Source organism: Pseudomonas sp. S3(2024) (genome assembly GCF_036861315.1).
Taxonomy (GTDB): Bacteria; Pseudomonadota; Gammaproteobacteria; order Pseudomonadales; family Pseudomonadaceae; genus Aquipseudomonas; species Aquipseudomonas putida_A.
On record NZ_JAZAQQ010000001.1, the window covers coordinates 996,411 to 1,017,701 of the forward strand.

17 protein-coding genes are annotated in these 21,291 nt (G+C 60.9%); 6 read left to right on the plus strand and 11 right to left on the minus strand.

Annotated elements, in window-relative coordinates; translation table 11 throughout:
* Positions 1–49: 49 nt before the first annotated feature.
* Positions 50–961 carry a LysR family transcriptional regulator gene (locus VLA07_RS04645; RefSeq protein WP_027614142.1) on the minus strand — a complete coding sequence of 304 codons (912 nt, stop codon included), beginning with the start codon at positions 959–961 and terminating at the stop codon, positions 50–52.
* Between the two features lie 208 nt (positions 962–1,169).
* Positions 1,170–1,760, minus strand: coding sequence for an NAD(P)H-dependent oxidoreductase (locus VLA07_RS04650; RefSeq protein WP_095139858.1), 591 nt, complete (start codon positions 1,758–1,760; stop codon positions 1,170–1,172).
* A 182-nt stretch (positions 1,761–1,942) separates the two neighbouring features.
* On the opposite strand from VLA07_RS04650, the gene VLA07_RS04655 reads away from it, so the two are divergent.
* Positions 1,943–2,257 (plus strand): putative quinol monooxygenase, encoded by a 315-nt coding sequence (locus tag VLA07_RS04655; RefSeq protein ID WP_027614144.1) that lies wholly within the window; start codon positions 1,943–1,945, stop codon positions 2,255–2,257.
* Here the strand turns inward: VLA07_RS04655 and VLA07_RS04660 are convergent.
* Entirely contained in the window at positions 2,247–3,011 is a 765-nt protein-coding gene (locus VLA07_RS04660; RefSeq protein WP_247267969.1) for a sulfite exporter TauE/SafE family protein, read from the minus strand. The two genes, VLA07_RS04655 and VLA07_RS04660, sit on opposite strands and share 11 nt — an antisense overlap.
* 214 nt (positions 3,012–3,225) lie before the next feature.
* Here VLA07_RS04660 and VLA07_RS04665 point away from each other — a divergent pair, with 214 nt between their 5' ends.
* From VLA07_RS04665 to VLA07_RS04680, 4 genes are all read left to right on the plus strand, one after another.
* Positions 3,226–4,107, plus strand: a complete 882-nt coding sequence (locus VLA07_RS04665; RefSeq protein WP_333988496.1) for a LysR family transcriptional regulator — start codon at positions 3,226–3,228, stop codon at positions 4,105–4,107.
* A gap of 44 nt (positions 4,108–4,151) precedes the next feature.
* Positions 4,152–4,727, plus strand: a complete 576-nt coding sequence (locus VLA07_RS04670) for an NAD(P)H-dependent oxidoreductase (protein ID WP_096795292.1) — start codon at positions 4,152–4,154, stop codon at positions 4,725–4,727.
* Between the two features lie 47 nt (positions 4,728–4,774).
* Positions 4,775–5,146, plus strand: a complete 372-nt coding sequence (locus tag VLA07_RS04675; RefSeq protein WP_097090440.1) for a MerR family transcriptional regulator — start codon at positions 4,775–4,777, stop codon at positions 5,144–5,146.
* Positions 5,147–5,259: 113 nt separating this feature from the next.
* Entirely contained in the window at positions 5,260–5,610 is a 351-nt protein-coding gene (locus VLA07_RS04680; RefSeq protein WP_003221437.1) for a cupin domain-containing protein, read from the plus strand.
* A 271-nt stretch (positions 5,611–5,881) separates the two neighbouring features.
* Here VLA07_RS04680 and mmsB read toward each other — a convergent pair whose 3' ends face one another.
* Together mmsB and VLA07_RS04690 are read right to left on the minus strand one after the other, a co-directional pair.
* Positions 5,882–6,769 (minus strand): 3-hydroxyisobutyrate dehydrogenase, encoded by an 888-nt coding sequence (gene mmsB, locus VLA07_RS04685; protein ID WP_333988498.1) that lies wholly within the window; start codon positions 6,767–6,769, stop codon positions 5,882–5,884.
* 9 nt (positions 6,770–6,778) lie between these two features.
* On the minus strand, positions 6,779–8,305 hold the full coding sequence (locus VLA07_RS04690; protein ID WP_333988499.1) for a CoA-acylating methylmalonate-semialdehyde dehydrogenase: 1,527 nt from the start codon (positions 8,303–8,305) through the stop codon (positions 6,779–6,781).
* Positions 8,306–8,455: 150 nt separating this feature from the next.
* On the opposite strand from VLA07_RS04690, the gene VLA07_RS04695 reads away from it, so the two are divergent.
* Positions 8,456–9,403: a LysR family transcriptional regulator gene (locus VLA07_RS04695; protein WP_007962101.1), complete on the plus strand. Its 948-nt coding sequence runs from the start codon at positions 8,456–8,458 to the stop codon at positions 9,401–9,403.
* Here the strand turns inward: VLA07_RS04695 and VLA07_RS04700 are convergent.
* The 6 genes from VLA07_RS04700 to recC all read right to left on the minus strand — a co-directional run bounded on the left by VLA07_RS04700 (position 9,400) and on the right by recC (position 21,094).
* On the minus strand, positions 9,400–9,855 hold the full coding sequence (locus VLA07_RS04700; protein WP_333988511.1) for an OmpA family protein: 456 nt from the start codon (positions 9,853–9,855) through the stop codon (positions 9,400–9,402). The two genes, VLA07_RS04695 and VLA07_RS04700, sit on opposite strands and share 4 nt — an antisense overlap.
* A gap of 43 nt (positions 9,856–9,898) precedes the next feature.
* Positions 9,899–11,167, minus strand: coding sequence for a diguanylate cyclase domain-containing protein (locus tag VLA07_RS04705; RefSeq protein ID WP_247267972.1), 1,269 nt, complete (start codon positions 11,165–11,167; stop codon positions 9,899–9,901).
* The gene (locus VLA07_RS04710; RefSeq protein WP_027614152.1) at positions 11,164–11,739 is read right to left on the minus strand and encodes a YfiR family protein; all 576 of its coding nucleotides are present in this window, start codon (positions 11,737–11,739) and stop codon (positions 11,164–11,166) included. The genes VLA07_RS04705 and VLA07_RS04710 overlap by 4 nt, the downstream gene beginning before the upstream one ends.
* Before the next feature lie 120 nt (positions 11,740–11,859).
* The gene (gene recD, locus VLA07_RS04715; protein ID WP_333988501.1) at positions 11,860–13,959 is read right to left on the minus strand and encodes an exodeoxyribonuclease V subunit alpha; all 2,100 of its coding nucleotides are present in this window, start codon (positions 13,957–13,959) and stop codon (positions 11,860–11,862) included.
* A complete protein-coding gene (gene recB, locus VLA07_RS04720; protein ID WP_333988502.1) occupies positions 13,956–17,645 on the minus strand; it encodes an exodeoxyribonuclease V subunit beta in 3,690 nt (1,229 codons plus the stop codon). The genes recD and recB overlap by 4 nt, the downstream gene beginning before the upstream one ends.
* Entirely contained in the window at positions 17,642–21,094 is a 3,453-nt protein-coding gene (gene recC / locus VLA07_RS04725) for an exodeoxyribonuclease V subunit gamma (RefSeq protein WP_333988512.1), read from the minus strand. The genes recB and recC overlap by 4 nt, the downstream gene beginning before the upstream one ends.
* Between the last annotated feature and the right edge of the window lie 197 nt (positions 21,095–21,291).

Here is a 21,291-nt window from a genome sequence, read left to right on the forward strand (position 1 = left end):
ATGGAAAAACCCGCCCTCGCCCAAATCACTGTTGCGCAGGGATCACGAATCAACCCTTGAAATCGGCGCTGGCGTAGGCCGCAAGTTTGCTCTGGATGAAGTCGAGGAAGCACTGAATGCGCAGCGCCAGTTGCGAGTTACGGTAGTACACCGCGTTGATCGGCTGGCGATAACCGCTGTTGAATTCCGCCAGCAGCACCTTGAGGCGCCCGGCGCGAATGTCGTCGATGGTCATGAAGTGCGAGAGGCAGGCAATGCCCTGCCCTTCCAGCGCCAGATGGCGCACGGTCTCGCCGCTGGAAGCGCTGATCGCCGGGGTGATCGGCCAGCGGTCACCGTGCACGTAACGCAGCGGCCACTGATTGAGGCCTTCGTTGTGGGTGAAGCCAAGCAGGGTGTGTTCGCTCAAGTCGGCGACCTGCTGCGGCGCGCCGTGCTTTTCCAGATACGCCGGGCTGGCGACGATCAGCAACGGGCTGCAACCCAGTGAGCGCGCATGCAACGTCGAGTCAGCAAGGGTGCCGATGCGGATGGCGACGTCGGTGCTTTGTTCCAGCAGGTCAATGATCAGGTCATTGCTGTTGAGTTCGAGCTGGATGTCCGGGTACAGGCCACGGAATTCGTCGATGTACGGCACGATGGCGTGCAGCATGAAGGGCGACGCGGCGTTGATCCGCAGGCGTCCGGACGGGGTTTGCTGGCGTGAGGACAGACGCTCTTCGAGCGCATCCATCTGGTCGAGAATCAGCTTGGCCTGCTCGAAGAAATATTTGCCCTCCTCGGTCAGGTCCATGCGCCGCGTGGTGCGGTTGATCAGCGTGGTGTCGAGCTTGGCTTCAAGCCGCGACAGTGTGCGGCTGACCGCCGAAGGGGTCTGGCCGACCTGCTCGGCAGCGGCGGAAATCGAACCGCATTCGATCACGCAGACGAAAATCTGCAACTCATCGGATCTGGCTTTCACGGGTGTCCCTTATTGATCGACTGCACAAAATCCATTGTGGAGAGAGAACACCCCTGTGGCGAGGGGATTTATCCCCGATGGACTGCGCAGCAGGCCCCGCTTTTCGAGATCAAGATCGGGGGGCCGCTGCGCGACCCATCGGGGATGAATCCCCTCACCACATTTAAAACCCTCACCACAGTTACAACCGTAACCACGTGAAATCACTTCACGCCTTGAGACCAAACACCTGTTTCAGATGCTGCTCATACCGCGCCACATCATTCTCGATGTTCGGGCGCTTCATCACGTCCACACAGAGGAACGTCGGCAACCCACTCATGCCCAAAAACTCATTGGCCTTGTGGAACGGGAAATACACCGCATCCACACCTTTGGCTTCAAAGAAATCGCTCGGGTCATCAAACGCCTGCTGCGGCGCGTTCCAGGTCAGCGACAGCATGTACTGCTTGCCCTGAATCAGACCGCCGCTGCCGTACTTCTGCGACGCGTCGGAACGGGTCCGACCATCGCTGGCATAGAGGCTGCCGTGGCCTTCGGTGAAGACTTCGTCGATGTACTTTTTCACCGTCCACGGCGCACCCATCCACCAGCCCGGCATCTGATAAATGATCACGTCGGCCCAGAGGAATTTGGCCACTTCTTCAGCGACGTCGTAACCCTCGTCGATGAACGTGGTTTTGACATCCAGACCGCCACGATCCAACACGCTCAGCGCGGTTTCGTGCAGGGTGGCGTTGTAACGACCGTCGGAGTGGGCGAATTTCTTGCCACCATTGAGCAACAACACTTTTTTCATCGGAACGCCTCGCGCAGCCATTGGGCTGGAGAAAGATGGGAAAACGAATGGCGGCAGGTTAACCATCCATCTCGCGCGGAATAAGCCGCGTCGGCGCAAAATACATTTGATCAAAAAGCACGAATCGAATGCCGATTGTTGCAATAGCATTTCCGTCCATCTGCATTTGAGGAGTTGTTTTGATGAGTGAACGCCACGGTTTCATCCTGCATGCCAAGACCCGCCCGGAAAAAGCCGAGGCCTTCGAAGCGCTGTTTCGCGCCTATGTCGAACCGAGCCGCGCCGAGCCAGGCTGCATCGAGTACCACATGCTGCGCGACAAGGAAGACCCGACGCTGTTCATCTTCTACGAGATCTGGGAAAGCCAGGCGCACCTCGACGTGCATTCGAATCTGCCGCACATGCGCGAGTTTTTCGACAACCGCATGACGTATCTGGAGCGTGATTTCGATATCCGTCGGATCGACATGCTCAGCGCCTCGTCGGCTAGCCGCTGATCAGCAAATGGGCGCCGAGTGCGCCCAGTCCGATAAAGAACACCCGCTTGAACAGCACAGCGCTGATGCGCTGACGCAGCCATTGGCCGAACCCCATGCCCAGCATCGCCGGGATCAGCACCAGCAGCGACGCACTCAATTCGCCACTGCCCAGTGCGCCGCGCCAGAACAGGCCGCCGGCCAGCGCCAGAGTCGACACGGTGAACGACAGGCCCAGCGCCTGCACCAGCTCATCGCGACTCAAACCCAGCGCCTGCAGGTACGGCACCGCCGGAATAACGAACACACCGGTGGCCGAAGTGATAACCCCGGTGATCAACCCGCACAGCGGACCCAGCCACGGTTCATGCCGAGGATTGACCTGCAGCGTCGGCAGCAGCAACCCGCTCAATGCATACAGCAGCAACGCCGCGCCCAGCCCACGCACCACCCAATGCCCGCCTGCCATGCCGATCGACAACGTGCCGACGGCGGTGCCGAGGAAGATCATCAACAACAGCGGCCACAGGCGTTTGAGCAGCCCTTTCAGATGCCCGCCGAACGCCAATTGCCAGACATTGGTCAGCGTCGCCGGAATGATCAGCAACGCGGCTGCCTGTGACGGCGCCATAGCCAGACCGAGCAGGCCCATGGCGACGGTGGGCAGACCGAGGCCGATTACGCCTTTGACCAGCCCGGCCATGATGAAAGTGGCGATGACCAGCAGGGACAGAGCCAAGCCGAGGTTTTGATAGAAGTCTGCAAATGCGTTCATGGCGCTACTGTGCGCTTTGGCGGGTGCGTTGAAAATCTGCCATATACTGAGGCTGCCTCTGCCGGTACAAGAGGCTGTTAATTGCGTTGCGGCTGATGGCCCCTTCGCGAGCAAGCCCGCTCCCACAGTTTTGGATTCACCACTGATCCACTGTGGGAGCGGGCTTGCTCGCGAAGAGGCCCGCCCAGACACCACAAAAACCACAGGCGGCCACATGCACTTCGACCTCACCGACCTGCGCCTCTACCTGCACATCCTCGACGCCGGCAACATCACCGCCGGTGCCGCCCGCAGTCATCTTTCGCTCGCCGCCGCCAGCGCCCGCATCCGCGCCATGGAAGCCTCGCTGGGCACCGAGTTCCTGCAGCGCGGCCGCCGTGGCGTGAGCCCGACGCCCGCTGGCAAGGCACTGGCCCACCACGCGCGCATCCTCCTGCAACAGGCCGAACGCATGCAGCAGGATCTGGCCGACTACGCGCAGGGCGTCAAAGGACAGGTGCGACTGTTGTGCAACACCACGGCGATCACCGAATACCTGCCGGAAGTGGTCGCGGACTTTTTGCGCGAGCATCCCAACCTCGACATCGATCTGCAGGAACTGCCCAGCGCCCGCATCATCCACGCCTTGCGCCAGGGCGCAGCCGATATCGGCATCGTCTCCGATGCAGTGGACACCACCGATCTGCAGACCCAGCCGTTTCGCGACGACCCGTTGCGACTGATCGCGCCGCACGGACATCCACTGGCCGACGCCGCCGAGGTCAGTTTCAGCGCCGCTTTGCACTACGATTTCGTCGGTCTGAGCACCGACAGCGCGCTGGCGGTCTACCTCGAAGAACAGGCGCTGCACAGCGGCTCGCGCATGCAGGTGCGGATCCGCGCCGACGGTTTCGAAGGGGTGCTGCGCATGGTCGCCCGAGGCGCCGGCCTCGCCATCGTGCCGCTGGCGGCCATTGAACGCGCGACGCCCCGCTCATTCAACAGCATCGCCCTCAATGAGCCATGGGCCCGCCGCACGCTGATGCTCTGCGCCCGGGACTTCAGCGCCCTGCCAGGTTATGCCAAAGCCTTGCTGCAAGCCTTGACTCTCCCCTGAGGGGCAGACTTCATCCTTGGCGTTCAACGGCAAGGAGCATGACCATGGGCAAACGCATTCTGCTGATTCTCGGCCATCCCGGCGCGACGAGTTTCTGCGCCGCACTCGCCGAGCGCTACGCACAATCAGCGCTCGATGCCGGACACCAGGTGCGTCAGCTACGCCTGGGAGAGATGGCTTTTGACCCGGTGTTGCGCCAGGGGTATCAACAGGTTCAAGCGCTGGAAGAAGACTTGAGCCGCGCGCAATCCGACATCCTTTGGGCCGAACATCTGACGCTGGTCTACCCGATCTGGTGGGGCGGCATTCCAGCGCTGCTCAAAGGTTTTTTTGATCGGGTGTTGCTGCCGGGATTCGCCTTCAAATACCGAAAAGGCAAACCCTTTCCCGATCAGTTGCTCAAGGGGCGCACCGCGCACTTGCTGGTGACGATGGACACGCCACTCTGGTATTACCGCTGGATCTACCGGATGCCGGGACTGCATCAGGTGCGCAAGACCACCCTGCAGTTCTGTGGTATCAACCCCCTGCGCACGCTGACCTTCGGCCCGCTGCTTGAGTCCAGCGACCGGCAACGCCAGCGCTGGCTGCAACAGGCGCACGCTATCGCCCGCCGCTAAGTCTGCCGATAATGCGCCGCACGGTTTCACATTGAAAAAGGACTTTTATGTACATCGGCCAAGCCGCGCAACGTGCCGGCACCACCATCAAAAGCATTCGCCACTACGAGTCGATCGGTCTGCTGCCCGCGCCCCGGCGCCAAGGTAAATATCGCCTCTACGACCAACAAAGCATCGAACTGCTGATCTTCATCAAATGCGCAAAAGAGATGGGCTTCAGGCTCCGGGAATTGCAGACGATTTTTGCCGCGCATCATGGCGAGGCCATGCCATGGGATCTGGCCCAACAAGCTATCGAGGCAAAAAAACGCGAGATCAACAGCAGCATCGCTGAGCTGACGCGTCAATACGCGCAACTGGAAGGTTTCGAAATCGACCTTGAACGGGCGCGGGTCGAATGCCCGCTGGAAAACCTTTGACGGTTTGCGCGTTTCTGAGCAGCTCGATGTCGAGCACAGACAACTGAGCGGCAACCGGGCGCTATAGGGTGCGAGTTGGTTTCTTTGCCATCCGCCCACTGCCAGGAGTTCTCATGACCGCGACCGCCCCCATCACCGTTTTGCGCGACACCCACCCGCTGCCGGTACTCGATGCCTGCAAATGGGAAAAACTCGAAGGTGACCCGCACACCGTCAACCTCAACGCTTACACCAGCGAAGACGGCAGCAAGATCATGGGCACCTGGATCTGCACCCCGGGCAAGTGGCGGGTCGATTATGTGAAGTGGGAGTACTGCCATTTTCAGGAAGGCTACTGCATCATCACCCCGGACGGCATGGCGCCAATCCACCTGCGAGCCGGCGACATCTTCGTGGTTGAACCGGGGATGAAAGGCACCTGGGAAGTGGTCGAGACCGTACGCAAATATTTCGTCTTCGCCTGACAAGCAAAAGATCGCAGCCTTCGGCAGCTCCTACAGGGTGTACATTTCCCCCATGTAGGAGCTGCCGAAGGCTGCGATCTTTTTTGCCTTCTATAAAAACCTGTGGCGAGGGAGCTTGCTCCCGCTCGGCTGCGCAGCAGTCGTAACTTCGGTTAATGCGGTTTTTCTGAAGAACCGCATTAACCGGGTTTGGGTCTGCTGCGCAGACCAGCGGGAGCAAGCTCCCTCGCCACAGAAGCACTCTTGCCACCAGAGCATCGGCGATCCGAATTTACTGCGGCTTGCGATAGCTGTTGATAATCGCCGAGAAGTCCTTGCCGCCCTCCCCGCGCTGGCTCATCGCCTGATACAACTGCTGCGCCACCGCGCCGAGCACCACCGGTTGATGCGCCTGACGCGCCGCTTCGGTGGCCAGCCCCAGATCCTTGAGCATCAGTTCGGCACCAAACCCACCGGTATAACCGCGCGAGGCCGGCGCCGTTTCGACGATGCCCGGCCACGGGTTGTACATTTCCGAACTCCAGCAACGCCCGGTCGAGCTGTTGATGATCCCGGCCAGCACCGAAGTGTCGATCCCCAGTGCATCACCCAGCGCCATGGCTTCGCTGACACCGACCATCGAGATTGCCAGCAGCAGGTTGTTACAGATCTTGGCGATTTGCCCGGTGCCGACTTCACCGCAATGCACGATGTTGCGGCCCATCTGCGCCAGCACCGGTTGCAGGGTGGCGAACAGTTCCGGAGTGGCGCCGACCATGAAGGTCAGCGTGCCGGCGGTCGCGCCGCCAGTACCGCCGGAGACCGGTGCATCGGCCATGGCCACGCCTTGTTTGGCAGCCGCAGCGGCGACATCGCGGGCGGTTTGCGGATCGATGGTGCTGCAATCCACCGCTGGCACACCTTTGCCAATGCCGGCCAGCACACCGTCTTCACCCATCCAGACGCTGCGCACATGCACCGCCGCCGGGAGCATGGTGATCACCAGTTCAGCGTCTTCGGCGGCCTCACGGGCCGAGGCACGAATGGTGCCGCCCAGTTGCTCAAGTTCCGCCAGCACCGTCTTGTTCAGGTCCACCAGATTCAGTGAATGCCCGGCCTTGATCAGGTTGCGCGCCATCGGCGCCCCCATGTTGCCCAGACCGATAAATGCGATTTTCATGGCGATTCCTCAGCGCAGGTTGATGGTGGTGTTCACGCCGTCGTTGACGCTGTCGTCATCGAACCAGCGCGCCGTGACCGTTTTGGTCTGGGTGTAGAACTGCACCACTTGCTTGCCGTACGGGCCGAGGTCGCCGAGTTTCGAGCCACGGGAACCGGTGAAGCTGAAGAACGGCACCGGCACCGGAATCGGGATGTTGATGCCGACCTGGCCGACGTCGATTTCCGTCTGGAATTTGCGCGCCGCTGCACCGCTCTGGGTGAACAGGCCCGTGCCGTTGCCGAACGGGTTGGCGTTGACCAGCGCGATCGCCTGATCAAGGGTGTCGACTTCCAGCACCACCAGCACCGGGCCGAAGATTTCCTGGGTGTAGATCTGCATGTCGGTGTTCACGCCCGAGAACAGAGTCGGGCCGACGAAGTTGCCTTGCTCGTACCCCGGCACCTTGATGTCGCGACCGTCGAGTTCCAGCTTGGCGCCTTCCTTGATGCCGCTCTCGATCAGGTCGAGAATCCGCGCCTTGGCTTTCTTCGAGATCACCGGCCCCACATCGGTGCCCGGCTCACTGCCGGCGTTGACCTTGAGTTTCTGCGCCAGCGCTTTCAGGTCCGGCAGCCATTGCTTCGCCGCACCGACCAGCACCACCACCGAAGTGGCCATGCAACGCTGACCGGCGGCACCGAAGCCGGCGCCGACCAGCGCATTCAGCGCTTGCTCGCGATTGGCGTCCGGCAGCACTACGGCGTGGTTCTTCGCGCCCATCATCGATTGCACGCGTTTGCCATGCTTGCCGGCCAGGTCGTAGACGTGAGTACCAACCGCAGTCGAACCGACGAACGACACCGCTTTGATGTCCTTGTGAGTGCACAGGCCATCAACCACGTCTTTACCGCCATGAACCACGTTGAGCACGCCTGCCGGAACGCCAGCCTCGATCGCCAGTTCCACCAGCAGCATGGTCGACAGCGGATCCTGTTCCGAAGGTTTCAAGACGAAGGTGTTGCCGCAAGCGATCGCCATCGGGAACATCCACAGCGGAATCATCGCCGGGAAGTTGAACGGGGTGATGCCGGCGCAAACGCCGATTGGCTGGCGCAGGGTGTAGGTATCAACGCCACCCGCCACGTTTTCGGCGAACTCGCCCATTTGCAGGGTGCCGATGGAGCAGGCGTGTTCGACCACTTCCAGGCCACGGAAAATATCGCCCTCGGCGTCGGCAATGGTCTTGCCCTGCTCGGCGCTCAGCACCACGGCGATACGCTTGGAGTGTTCACGGATCAGCGCCTGCAGCTTGAGCATGATGCGCATGCGCGCGCCGATCGGGGTCAGTTTCCAGGTCTGGAACGCGCGGTGCGCGGCACTGATGGCGGCATCGACTTCAGCGGCGGTGGCGAACGGGACTTTGGCCAGCACTTGCTGGGTCGCCGGGTTGACGATGTCGTGCCACTCGGTGGTCTGCGATTCGACCCACTCGCCGTCGATCAGCAACTTGACCTTCTGGACCGTGGTTTCGTTGGGCGTAAGCGATGCGTTCATGCTGGTCTCCGAAACTTGTTTTTATCGTAGGAGCCAAGGCGAAAGGGTTCGCCTTGAGATGAGGCGTGTGTCACGAATTGGTTGTCGGACTGTTTTTGGAGTATAGATGTGCAAACTTCTAATAAGAACGCACATATAAGCCCGTCCATCATGCAAAAAAACATCACCTCCCTGGGGTCGCTGAACTGGGACGACCTGAAGTTTTTCCTCGAAGTCGCCCGTACCCGCAAGGCCAGCACCGCGGCCAAACGGCTCGCCGTCGACTACACCACCGTGTCGCGGCGCATCAGTTCGCTGGAAGCGGCATTGGGTACGTTGCTGTTCGAAAAATCGCGCACCAGCGGTTTTGTCCTGACCACTGAAGGCCAGCGTTTGCTGGGCTATGCCGAGTCGATTGAAAGCACGTTGCACATGGCTTGCGAGCAGGTCTCGGGCTCTGGTGTGGCACTTTCCGGGCATGTACGCATGGGCTGCACCGAAGGTTTCGGCAGTTTTTTCATCACCCCGCAGCTGAGCCACTTCGTCGACGCCTACCCAGCGATCTCGGTGGACATCCTGCCGCTGCCGCACTTCATCAGCCTGTCCAAGCGCGAGGCCGATATCGTCATCGCTTTGGAACGCCCGGAACACGGCCCGTACGTGTGCTGCAAACTCTGCGACTACCGCTTGCAGCTGTACGCGACCCAGGACTATCTCGACCAGCACCCACCGATCCGCCGCCCGGCCGATTTGGGCAAGCATCAATTCATCAGTTATGTGGATGACCTGGCGTTCAGCTCGGAGCTGCTGTACCTGGCGAACGTGCTGCCCGGCGCCAGCGCAAACCTGCGCAGCACCAGCGTGATCGCGCAGTTCGTCGCGGCGCAGCAAGGGCGTTCACTGGCGATTCTGCCGTGCTTCCTCGCGGCGCAGGATCCGCGCCTGCTGCCGGTGCTGCCCGAAGAAATCGACATCACCCGGCAGTTCTGGATGTACTGCCGGGAGGATCTGAGGAAATTGAAGCGGATCACCCTGTTGTGGGATTACATCCGTGAGGTGACCGAGCGTAATCAGGGTCTGCTGATGGGGCAGACCCGCGAGATGCGGTTTGCCGATTAATCGGCGCTGACCACAATCGACACCCGGCGATTCTCGGTGCGTCCGGCGGACGTGTTGTTCGACGCCACCGGCTCGCTGCTGCCCAGTCCGCGCAGCTGGATGTTCTCTTCCTTCATGCCGACGGTGGTCAGCACTTTGGCCACACTCTTGGCACGGCGCAGTGACAGTTGCTGGTTGTAGGCTTCTTTGCCCGAGGCGTCGGTATGACCGTCGACCCGCACCCGCTCGATACCGACGCCGAGCAGTGCCTTGCCGATGCGTTCGACGATTTCGGTGCTCTGGTTGTTCAGGCTTTCGATATCGCTGCCAAACAGCACTTTGCCGGACAGGCCAAACTCCCAACCCTCGTCGGTCGCTTCGAAGCCTTGTTGTTTGAGGACGGCAATCTGCGCCGGGGTCAGGCCTTTCTGCGGTGCGGTCTGGCACCCGGTCAGCGCCAGTACGGCGATCATCAGCAAGGCGGAAAACAGTCGAGCGGGAAATGTGAACACGGAATCAGCTCCTGGTTTGCAGATTGACGACCGGGCTCTCCGACCCGGCAGTAAATTGAGCGCCACGCGACAGGCGCTTGGCCTGATACATCGCGGCGTCGGCGGCGTTGAGCAAGGCCCCTGGCGTGGCGCCATGATCGGGGAAAACCGCAATGCCGATACTGAGCGACGTCACCACACTGGTGTCGCCCGGCAGCGCGATGGGCATGTCCATGCTGGCGAGAATCTTGTCAGCAATGCGCTCGGCGTCCTCGATCTTGTGCAGCGGCGCGAGTAGTACGGCGAACTCGTCGCCGCCGAGCCGCGCCACCAGATCCTCTTCACGCAGTTGCGCGCGGATCCGATTGGCGACCGCCACCAGCACCGCGTCGCCAGCGGCGTGACCGAAGTTGTCATTGATGCCTTTGAAGCGGTCGCTGTCGAGAAACATCACCGCCACCCGCTCATTGAGCTTGCCGGCGTTGCGCAAGGCGCGAATCAATCGCCCCTCGAAAAACGCCCGGTTGGGCAAACCGGTGAGGCTGTCGTGGCTGGCCTGATGGGCGAGGGTTTCGTTCTCGCTTTGCAGATGGGTCTGCCAGGATTCGAGTTCATCGAGCAGGGCATTGAAGTCGTTGCCGAGGTTGTCGAGCTCGGCGATCTGCGCCGGTGGTACCCGGCGATCCAGTGCTCGCTCGCTGCGGGCAGCGTGGGCCACCGCCGCGAGGCTGCGAAGCGGGCCGGTAATGCTGCGCAGCTGTCGGCGCGCCAGATACAGCGCGACCCAGGCACTGATCGCGGTGCAAAGAATGATCCCCGCCAGACCGCTGAGCAAAAAGCGCATCAGGCTACCGCCGTGACCGACCAGCAGGATGCGTCCGATTTCACGATCCTGATGCACGATCGGCAGGCTGATCGGCTTTTCCAGAATGGTCCGGGCAGCCTGCATTTCCAGTTGGGAAAACAGACCGTTTTCGGGCCGCTGCCAACGCGCCAGCAACTGCCCCTGTGTGTCGAACACCTGGGCATCCGCCACCTCTTCGGTGGACGCGATCAAGGCCAGCGCTTCGGTGGCGGCGTCCTTATCGTTGAACACCACCGCCGCTTCCACGGTGTAGCTGATCGAACGTGCAATCAGATGCAGGTTGTGATCGGCGTACACCCGCAGCGCGAGAACGCCCAGCAGGGTCAGCGACACGCTGGCCATCGTCACGGCCACCAGCGCGACAATCAAATGGCCGCGGCCGATGACCGAGCCCAGTGTCGGGCGGCTCCTGGAACGAAACAGCTTCATGGTGCCGCCGGTTTGCGGCGCGACAACTGCAGTACGCTCGGGTGGATGCGTACACCGCTGCGGGCGACGGAGTCGAGATTGACCTCGAAGGAAACCTGCTGATCGCCGACCCGCAGGCAGAACAGGCTGCCGACCGTGCACTGATCGCCACCTTCGCTGATGCTCAGCACCGGATGGCCGATCAATGAGGTGAACAGCCGACTGCGTTCATCTGCGGTGAGTTTGCCGATGTACACCGCATCGCATTCGCTGACGATCGCCGGGTTGTCGGCCAGCAGTCGGCGCACAGCGACCGGACGACCGGTGGCTTGCGTAGTGCCTTTGACCAGGTCATCGGTGTATTCGGTGGGGCCGACGATGCACAGGCGCAATTGTGCGGGTTCCACCGGCCAGCGCGCGTAACTGAGGATGCCCAGCACAACCTGCGTCACCGACTGGGCGCGCTGCTCGGCCATGCCCACCGGCGTCTGTGCCTGCGCCATGGCGGCGCCGGTCAGCAAACAGAGCAGACCGACAAGCAATGCGTGCTTGCAGCGAACCACGCGCTCTGTCGCCCAGACAGCCACCTTCATGCAGGGATTCTCTTGGATCGTACCGAAATGATGCCGCAACGATAGCACAGCACAGTAACACCAGCGAGACAGCAGCTGCTGACCAGATGGTCAATAATCGGCACCGAACATCAGGTTATTTCATTCCCGAACCTCGCCACCTTCTTCCAGTTCCAGCATCAATCCGCTCAGGCGCTTGACCTTGCGCTGCACCGCCTCTTCAAACACGCCGGCCCGGGGCTCGATCAAAGTGAACCAGTGTTTGGCCCGGGTAATACCGGTATAGATCAATTCCTTGGTCAACACCGGATTCAAGGCGTCCGGCAGGATCAGCGCGGTGTGGGCGAACTCGGAGCCCTGGGATTTGTGCACCGTCATCGCGTACACCGTTTCCACATCGTTGAGCCGGCTCGGCAGCACGAAACGCACACCGCCCTGCCCGTCGTTACGCGGAAAGGCCACGCGCAGCACCGGTTTGCCGGCGTCCGGGCCTTCGCGCTCGGGCAACTTGAGGGCGATGCCAATATCGCCGTTCATCAGACCCAGACCGTAATCGTTGCGCGTCATCAGCACCGGCCGGCCTTCGTACCATTGCTGGTCATGCTCGATCAGGCGTGCCTTGACCAGCGTTTCGGTGATCCGCAGATTCAACCCTTCAACGCCCCAAGGCCCCTTGCGCACAGCACACAACAACTGGAAGGTGTCGAACGCCTGCAGCACTTCCCGCGCCCAGTTGATCCAGTCCGGATGCTCCAGCGGTCTTTCCGCTGGCGGGCGTTGTTGGCGCAGGATATTCAGATAGTGGCGATAACCCTTTGGACCTTCCCCATGACCGTCGAGCAGCAGCCGCTCGAACGTGTGATCGTGTTCGCCCTTGAGCGGCAGGGAAAACACGTCATCATAGTGACCGGCCGCCAGCAACTGGCGCGCCTCCTCCGGCAACTGCTGATTGACCCGCCGCGCCAGCTGACCGATGCCGCTGCCTTCACCGAAGCGTCGGGAATGGCGCAGCATCACCAGTTGCTGCGCCAGCGGATGCGAGCCGTCGCGGTCCTCGTGCAAGCCACTGTCCTGCAAGGACTCTCCACTGACCGACTCCAGCCACCGCCGGGTCTGCGGGTTGTACCAGCCTGCCTCGGCATCGCGGCACAGATCGCCGAGCACCGCCCCGGCCTCTACGGAGGCGAGTTGATCCTTGTCACCGAGCAACACCAGACGCGCATGCGCCGGCAACGCATCGAGCAGGTTAGCCATCATTTCCAGGTCGATCATGGAAGCTTCATCGACCACCAGCACGTCCAGCGGCAAGCGGTTGCCGGCATGGTGGCGGAAGTGTCGGGTGCCGGGCCGGCTGCCCAACAAACGATGGACAGTGGTCACGTCGCAGGGGATCTTCTCGCGCACGTCTTCGGTGACTTTCAGCGACTGCACTTGCTGGCTGATGGACTCGGTCAACCGCGCAGCAGCCTTGCCCGTGGGCGCCGCCAGACGAATGCGCAACGGCTGACCGGCTTCCACCGCCGGCGCCTGAAGCAGCGCGAGCAGACGCACCACCGTGGTGGTTTTGCCAGTTCCCGGGCCGCCCGTGATGATGCTGAAGGCTCCCCGAGTGGCAAGCGCGCAGGCGAGTTTCTGCCAGTCGATCACTGCTCCGGGCCTGGCGGGGCCGAACAATTCATCGAGACGCTGGGGCAAGTCATCCGGCGGCGTTTCGCCTTGGGCCAGACGTGTGCGTAACGCCGCATCGATACGCCGCTCATAGGCCCAGTAGCGCCGCAGGTACAGACGCTTGCCGGACAGCACCAACGGTCGCTGATGCGCCGCTTCGCTACTGTCCGCAGCCAGTGCAACCAGAGCGCTGCCCGCCAGCACCTTGCACCAATGGGCGCCATCCAGCGTTTCAAGCAACTGCGACGGCAGGAGCAAGACATCACTTTGCTCATCGCCTTCAGGAGGTAAAGACAGGGCGAAATCCGGGGCCTTGAGGGTTTCGAACAAGTCGAGGCAGACATGTCCGTGACCCAGTTGATGGCTGGTCAGTGCGGCAGCGAGCAACACCAGTGGATCGGACCGGGGTGCGAGTTCGTTCAGAAAACCGATAAAGGCCTTGTCCAGCGAACGAAGCCAGCCTCGCTCGACCCAGCGATCAAGCAAGATCAGCAGATCCGAGGCACTGGTCAGTGGCGCCAGGCTTGACGGGTTGTCGATAGCCGATGACAGATCGGCGAAGGTACGGCTCATAGCAGGACTCCCTGTTCCCATGCGGGTTCGGCCTTGGGTTCCGGCTTACCCTGGAAAAGGCGATCCAGGCGCTCGATCAGCTCACGTGGCGGCCGCGCAAAATACACGCCGCGACTGTCTGCCCGGGTCCCGCGCAGGAACACATACAACGCACCACCGACATGCCGATCGTAATCGTAGTCAGGCAACCGCGCCTTCAGTTGTCGATGCAACGCCAGCAGATACAACACGTATTGCAGGTCATAACGATTGTCGAGAATCGAGCGCTCCATGGCTTGCTCGGTATAGGCCGCATCGTCGACACCCAGCCAGTTGGATTTGTAGTCGGCCACGTAGTAGCGCCCTTCATGTTCGAAGGTCAGGTCGATGAAGCCTTTGAACATGCCGTTGAGCTGTACTGGCTCGGCGGCCACTCGTGCCACACCGTTGTGGGTGTACTGACGCACCCACTCATCGAGTTTGAGAACATCGACCTTGTGGCTGGCGAACCAGAACTCCATCTCGACGCGGTACTGTTTGAGTTGCTCGAGAACCACCGGAGGCTGTCCGCCACCTGCTGGTAGCGGCGACTTGAGCAAGTGTTGCAGCCAGTCACTCAGAGTGGTGATCCAGCCTTCCCAGCCGCGCAGGTTGCAGCGTCGGCCAATCACATCCTTGAGCGTTTCAAAAGGAACGGCAAAACCTTCGTCTCCGGCCCACTCGAGCAGACCATGAAGAAAGGTTCCTGGATTCGGACCGCGAGGAAAACGATGAATATCGGCGCCGCCGGCGACGATCTCGCGTGGCGCATCCGGGTCGAGACGCTCATCATCAAACAGCTTTTGCGCTTGTGGACTGTCCGGCGCCTCATCGCTGCCCACGCTCAATACGTCACTGATGCGCAAAGCACTGTAAGAGGCAATCCACCAGTTTTCGCTGGCCTTGCGCTTGGGCACCAATGTAGCGCTGAGGATCGCTTCGTTGCGCTCGGGCCGGTAGATCTCCTGAGTGGCTTGAGGCAACTCCCCCAAGCTGATGGCCGTGCAGTTCTGTTGCAAATCCTGCAGCCAGCGGCTCAGACCGGTTGACTCATCCAGCCTTGCGCCGCCACCCAGGAGATAGCCAAGCGCCGAAAGATGAAGCACCGAACCGTTGTTATTACCGCGTTTGAGGTCCGTGACACCCAGCCAGCAGGCATGTTGCGCGCGAGTCAGGGCGACGTAGAGCAGACGCAGGTCCTCGGCCAGACGCTCGTCATCCGCCAGGGCGATCAATTCGGCGGTCGGCTTCAGTGTCACCTGGGCTTTGCCGGAGGCATCGTGGTAATGCAGCGGCAAGCGACTGCCATCCACCGGTTTTGCCGAGCAGATGAACGGCAGGAACACCAGTGGATACTCAAGCCCTTTGGACTTGTGAATGGTCACGACCTTGACCAGTTGCTCGTCACTCTCCAGACGCAATATCTGCTCTTCGCCGGCCTGACCGGACAACGCCAGAAGCTCGGCCAGATGACGAATCAGCGCTTGCTCGCCATCAAGCTCCGCGGCAGCCTGCTGCATCAGTTCCGACAAGTGCAAAAGGTTGGTCAGTACCCGCTCGCCATCACTGCGCGCGATCAGAGTTTGCGGCAGGTGAAAGTCGTGCAGCAGGCGCCGTAACATCGGCAACACACCTTGCTTGCGCCACAGTTCGCGATAGCCACGAAACTGCATGACCCGGGCTTCCCAGACCAACTCGTCCTGATTCAAACGTTCCAGTTCAGCCAACGGCAGATTGAGGGTGATGCAAGCCAGCGCAGCCTTCAGAGAGCGCTCGATATCCGGCTCCGCGCAGGCCTTGAGCCAGGAGAGCAGGTCATGCGCTTCCTGGGCGGCGAACACCGAGTCCTTGTCCGACAGGTAAACGCTGCGCACGCCACGGGCCGCGAGTTCTGCGCGTACGGCTTGGGCCTCTTTGCCGTCGCGTACCAGAATCGCAATGTCAGAGGGTCGCAAGCCTCTGAAGTCTTCTCCGTCGCGGACAAATCCCGCCGCACCGGTTTGCCCGCCATTGAGCAACGCGGTGATTTCGCTGGCACAGGCCGCCGCCAATTGCTGGCGATAGACCGCGCCTGACAGCGGCTGATCCGTCGACAGGTGCCAGACATTCAGTGCCGCGACATCGTGCCCCGCAATCTGCAGCCGCTCTTTACGCCCCTGAGACTCAACAGGCTGGAACGGCACCGGGTTTTCCCCGGTTTTTTCCCGAAACAAAAACGCGCCGCGTCCCTGCTCGCGGGACTCGGCGCGTTCGAATACGTGATTGACCGCGTTGACCATGCCATGGCTGGAGCGGAAGTTGGTGCCCAGCGTATGCAGGCGGCCGGCAGTAGCCTGACGCGCACGCAGGTAGGTGTAGATATCGGCGCCACGGAACGCGTAGATCGCCTGCTTGGGGTCACCGATCAGGAACAGGCCGGTATCCGGACTGTTGTCCTCGATGCGGTAGATGCTCTCGAAAATCCGGTATTGCACCGGGTCGGTGTCCTGAAACTCATCGATCAGAGCAACCGGAAACTGCTCGCGGATCACCGCAGCAAGGCGCTCGCCGCTGTCGGATTGCAACGCCGCATCGAGGCGCAACAGCATGTCGTCGAAACCCATTTCCGCACGACGACGCTTCTCTTCCTCAAAACGCGCGCCCACCCATCTCGCCGCATGTTGCAGTACGGCGGCATCGGGGGTGGGAAGCGCGTCGAGGCTCGACTTGAGCCCCGGCATCGCGTCGAGACCCGGATGACTCGGTGCCTGGCCCTTCCAGGCTTCGGCCATTCCGTCAGGGGTCAATCGGGTGAAACCGGTGCCGATGTCCAGTTGCTCCATGGCCTCGTCTTCGGCCCACGCCTTGAGTTTCTCGAACCAGGGCTCGAAGTAGCGCGCCTGCATCTTGCGTCCGTCGACGGCTTTGCTCGCAACGCCTTCGTGACAGATCACCAGCAGCTCATCGGCCCACTGACGCCACGGCATCTTCAGCTCAAGCAACGCGGCACGCCGTTCTTGCAGGCACTCGTCGATCAGCTCTGCGGGGGCCTTGCCGTCATCACTGTCGCGCTCACTGCCAAACAGGCCGCGCACTCGTGGCAACAACGCTGCCGGCCCGCCCCAGTTAGCGCGAACCCAGTTCAGCGCGTCGCCCTGCATCGGGTAACAGAACAGTCGCCAGTAATCGCGCAGTACTTCACCGAGCAGATCGCTGTGATCGGTTTCCAGGGACTGGGTAAACAGGCTGCCGCTGTCGAACGCGTGTTCGCGCAGCATGCGCTGGCACCAACTGTGGATGGTGGAGACGGCCGCTTCATCCATCCATTGCGCGGCGATGTCCAGGCGATTGGCGCAACCGGGCCATTGTGCCGGGTCAAACTGCTCGCGCAGCTCGGCAATCAAGCCGTCCGGCGCCGGGGTTTCTTCACGGAAAAACCGCGCAGCCTCGGCCAGCCGCGTACGGATTCTTTCACGCAGCTCCTTGGTGGCGGCATCGGTGAAGGTCACCACAAGTATCTGCGGGGGCAGCAATTCACGGCCGAAGCCGCTCGATTCGCCGCCGTGGCCAAGGATCAGCCGCAGATAGAGAGCAGAAATGGTAAAGGTCTTGCCGGTACCGGCACTGGCTTCGATGAGTTGACTGCCGTGCAGTGGAAAGGCCAGAGCCAGCGGTGTTTTGGTACTCATGCGCGTGCCCCTTCGCTGGCCAACGAGCGCCATGGCGCTTCAAACAGGGGGCGATACAACGCGTCGCACCAACCGGAGAATGTTTCGTCGGCACTCAATGCGTCAAAGTCAGCGAATTGGCGTGACAGCGCAGGGCTTTCACGGCGCTCACCTTCACTGGTCTGGCCGTCACCTTCGTAGGCTTTTCTGGCAGCCGCCTCAGCCTTGAGCGGATCAGTCTGCGCAAGCCAGGCAAAGGCTGTCTTGACCGCGATCGGCAACGGCTGGCGCATGCCGGCTTGCCAGGCGAGCAGCAGATCACCCAGAAAACGAACCGCTCGATCCTTCTCCAGCGGCTCAAGCAGCAGCGTATCGTCACTCGCCACCAGTGCCGTGGTCAGGATAAGTCCGCTGGCGCAGGCCACCAGGTGATTGACCCACGGCTTGATCAACCGATGCCATTTCCGACTTTTGATCGAGCCGATGCTGTTGGGAATGGTCGTGACCGACAACACGCCACCGTCAGCGCGTTGATGCAAACCGGCGAGCCAGCCTTCAACACGCACGCCCTGCAACTCAAGACTGACCGGGAGCGCGCTGGTCAATGGTGTCGGCCATAACGCCAGAAGGTGTTGGTAACGTTGCAGCAAGTCAGGTAACGGCTCGATCAACTCTCGTTGCAGGCATTCGCCGAAGCCGGCCATGGGCAGCAATCCGCTGTTTTGCAAACGCCGCGCCTGATCTTCGAGTGCCCGATTGATATTGTCCGGCTGCCGGAGTGCGGCTTCGAGCAGGCTGTCGCTCAATGTGTAGCGTTGCAATGCGTCCAGCACGAACGGTTCTTCGTCAGCCAGGGGCGCCTCGGCGGCCTCGAAGTACACTTTGAGGCGCTGCGTGAAAAAGTGCCGGACCGGGTTACGCAAGAAATCCTGCAGAAGAGCCAGACTCAGCGGCTCCTCCTGAACATGGGGCGCGAGTAGCTCCATCTCATGTTGTGGCGCATGTACCTGGTGCAAGACCTGCCATTCACGGGCATAACTGAATAGTTGATCGCCTTCATGGAAATAGCGCGAACTGAACGGTTGCAGGGGATGCTCCTCAGTCATGGAGGTCAACAGATCCTGATGCTCATCGAGCGACCGCCAGCCACTGGCGAGGTGATCGCGCAACTGGCCGATCAGAACTGAAGCAGGCCGTTCACTGTTGTCGCGAATGCTGCGTCCGACCCAACTGATGTAGAGCTGATCGCGCGCAGACAGGAGCGCCTCGAGCAACAGATAGCGATCGTCTTCACGCCGGGAACGGTCCCCTGGCCGGTAGTCACTGCCCATGAGGTCGAAATCCAGCGGGGGTTGCGCCCGGGGATAATCGCCATCGTTCATCCCCAGCAAACAGACAAGCTTGAACGGGATCGCCCGCATGGGCATCAGCGTGCAAAAGTTTACTGCGCCGGCGAGAAAACGCTGGGACAGACGCCCCTGATCCAGCCCCGCGAGCCAGGCTTCGCGAACCACCGTCAGCGGCAATTCATCGACCAACCCAACGGATTCACAGGTCTGCAGCCAGGTTTCGCGCAACTCCTCAAGTTGCGTGAGCAGATAATCGTCGTGCTCGTTACTGGCCTTGAAAAACAGCTGCATCAGGATTTGCAGGCGCTGGCCCCACACCTTAGGCTGAGCGACTTGAGTGAGTTCGTGATGGGCCAGTTCCAATGCATCGAGCAGGGCAACCAACGGACCGATCAACGCAGCATCCAGACCACCGATTTCATCGTAGGGTTCGATACCGGCACAGGCGCTGGAGCTGCCAACTGCGTACCCCAACAACATCCGCCGCAAACCGAAATGCCAGCTGTTCTGTTCAAGCTCATCCGGCAAGCCCAGGCCGGCACGTTGCCCGGCGTTCATTCCCCAGCGCACGCCTGCTCCTTCGATCCAGCGATGCAGAGTAGGCAAATCACGCTCTTGTACGCCAAATCGGGCGCGCAACGCAGGGACGTCGAGCAGATCGAGGATCTCGCTCACCGGGAAACGACTATCGGGCAGCTTCAGCAGGTGCTCGACAGCAATCAACAACGGATCGCGGCCCCGCTGGCCCTGGTCGGCCAAGGTAAATGGAATGAAGCGTGGATCATGTCGATCCAGCTGTCCGAACACCGCCCGGATATGCGGCGCATAGCTGTCGATGTCCGGCACCATCACAATTACATCTCGTGGGCGCAGATCTGGATTGGCGCTGAAGCGTGCGAGTAACTGGTCGTGAAGGATTTCCACTTCGCGCTGGGCACTGTGGGCTATGTGGAAGCGGATCGACCCATCCTGCGTCAAGTCAACGGCAGGCCAGCGCTCACGCGTTTCATTGAGTGGCCGCAACTCGAGGATGTCGTCCTGAAGTTGGTTGAGCATGTTATGTGGCTGATTTTCGCTGAACAGATCAATGCGCCCATCACGAAACGTCGCGCGATAGCTGTTGGGGTCATCGTAACTGTCGAGCAGGTTGATATAGTCGCGGCCTTGCTTGCCCCAGGCGGCGAGCAGCGGATGAGCATGTTGGTGCAACGTTTCAGGATCGAGTACGACCGGCATGCCGTTCTTGCGGCTCTGACGCTTGTATTGATGACGCAGCAGATCCTTGTCGGCGACGATATCGGCCCAGTGGTGTCGGCAAGGGTTGTGTACACACAACAGCACCTGACTGAAACGTGCGAGTCCGGCCAACGCTTCAAGCACCTGGGCGGGCAACGAGGATATACCGAACACGATCACCCGCGAGGGTAGTCCTGCTGGTGCATGTTCGAGGGAATTTATGCACTCGATAAATCGTTGATGAACACCGGCGCGGCTCTGGGCCATGCCTTGCTCACCGACATCTTCCAAAAGAGCACGCCACAATTCAGCCTGCCAGCAACTGACTGGAGCCAGTGGCTTTATCTCGCCTCGAACATTACGTAACTGATGCCGGCCCTCGGCCCAATCTTCGAGCCAGTCGGCCCGATACACTTGATATTGGTCAAACAGGTCTGCCAGGCGCTCGGACAACTGGTAGCGCTTGCGCAAGTCGGTGTCATGGGTGAGGAAGCGTTGTAGCGGTTCGAAATGGGGGCGATCAATCACTTGCGGCAACAGGCGCATCAGCCGCCAGGTCAGGGGAGCTTTGTCGAGCAGGGATGTGGCGGGGATTTCATCTCGGCCCAACACCATACGGTAGAGCTGCCACATGAAACTGCCTGGAAGCTGCACATCGATGGCAGCGGCTATTCCGCAACCACCGAGATCGTCCTCTTCAGGATCTTCTGCCAATGCCAGCTTGAGCCATTGGGCGATACCGTTGCTTTGGACCAGAGCGATTTCATTCTCCAAGGGAGCCAATGGGTAGCGCCGCATGATGCTGACCACCAGGCTGCGCAGCTCGTCCAGGCTATTGCTCTGGACCACCATGAATGCAGCGTTGAGGGACGAGGCGTCCGGCATAAAAGCTTCCTTGGAAAAGTACAAAAGCCAAGGCAGAACCTTAGCACTGTCGGCAGGCTGTGACAGCCGGAAGGGCCTACCGCATGCTGTAGGAACTTTCCTGCGGGCAAAACAAAACCCCAACTGCTTTCGCAATTGGGGTTTCGGAATTTAATCTTGACGATGACCTACTCTCACATGGGGAAACCCCACACTAC

Bases quoted from the DNA above. Each gene is read 5' to 3' on its own strand.
- VLA07_RS04695 (WP_007962101.1), top strand. From the start codon at position 8,456: ATGCAAAAAAACATCACCTCCCTGGGGTCGCTGAACTGGGACGACCTG.
- VLA07_RS04670 (WP_096795292.1), top strand. From the start codon at position 4,152: ATGGGCAAACGCATTCTGCTGATTCTCGGCCATCCCGGCGCGACGAGT.
- mmsB (WP_333988498.1), bottom strand. From the start codon at position 6,769: ATGAAAATCGCATTTATCGGTCTGGGCAACATGGGGGCGCCGATGGCG.
- recD (WP_333988501.1), bottom strand. From the start codon at position 13,959: ATGAGCCGTACCTTCGCCGATCTGTCATCGGCTATCGACAACCCGTCA.
- VLA07_RS04665 (WP_333988496.1), top strand. From the start codon at position 3,226: ATGCACTTCGACCTCACCGACCTGCGCCTCTACCTGCACATCCTCGAC.
- VLA07_RS04655 (WP_027614144.1), top strand. From the start codon at position 1,943: ATGAGTGAACGCCACGGTTTCATCCTGCATGCCAAGACCCGCCCGGAA.
- recB (WP_333988502.1), bottom strand. From the start codon at position 17,645: ATGAGTACCAAAACACCGCTGGCTCTGGCCTTTCCACTGCACGGCAGT.
- VLA07_RS04650 (WP_095139858.1), bottom strand. From the start codon at position 1,760: ATGAAAAAAGTGTTGTTGCTCAATGGTGGCAAGAAATTCGCCCACTCC.
- VLA07_RS04680 (WP_003221437.1), top strand. From the start codon at position 5,260: ATGACCGCGACCGCCCCCATCACCGTTTTGCGCGACACCCACCCGCTG.
- VLA07_RS04705 (WP_247267972.1), bottom strand. From the start codon at position 11,167: ATGAAGCTGTTTCGTTCCAGGAGCCGCCCGACACTGGGCTCGGTCATC.
- VLA07_RS04660 (WP_247267969.1), bottom strand. From the start codon at position 3,011: ATGAACGCATTTGCAGACTTCTATCAAAACCTCGGCTTGGCTCTGTCC.
- recC (WP_333988512.1), bottom strand. From the start codon at position 21,094: ATGCCGGACGCCTCGTCCCTCAACGCTGCATTCATGGTGGTCCAGAGC.
- VLA07_RS04675 (WP_097090440.1), top strand. From the start codon at position 4,775: ATGTACATCGGCCAAGCCGCGCAACGTGCCGGCACCACCATCAAAAGC.
- VLA07_RS04700 (WP_333988511.1), bottom strand. From the start codon at position 9,855: ATGATCGCCGTACTGGCGCTGACCGGGTGCCAGACCGCACCGCAGAAA.
- VLA07_RS04690 (WP_333988499.1), bottom strand. From the start codon at position 8,305: ATGAACGCATCGCTTACGCCCAACGAAACCACGGTCCAGAAGGTCAAG.
- VLA07_RS04710 (WP_027614152.1), bottom strand. From the start codon at position 11,739: ATGAAGGTGGCTGTCTGGGCGACAGAGCGCGTGGTTCGCTGCAAGCAC.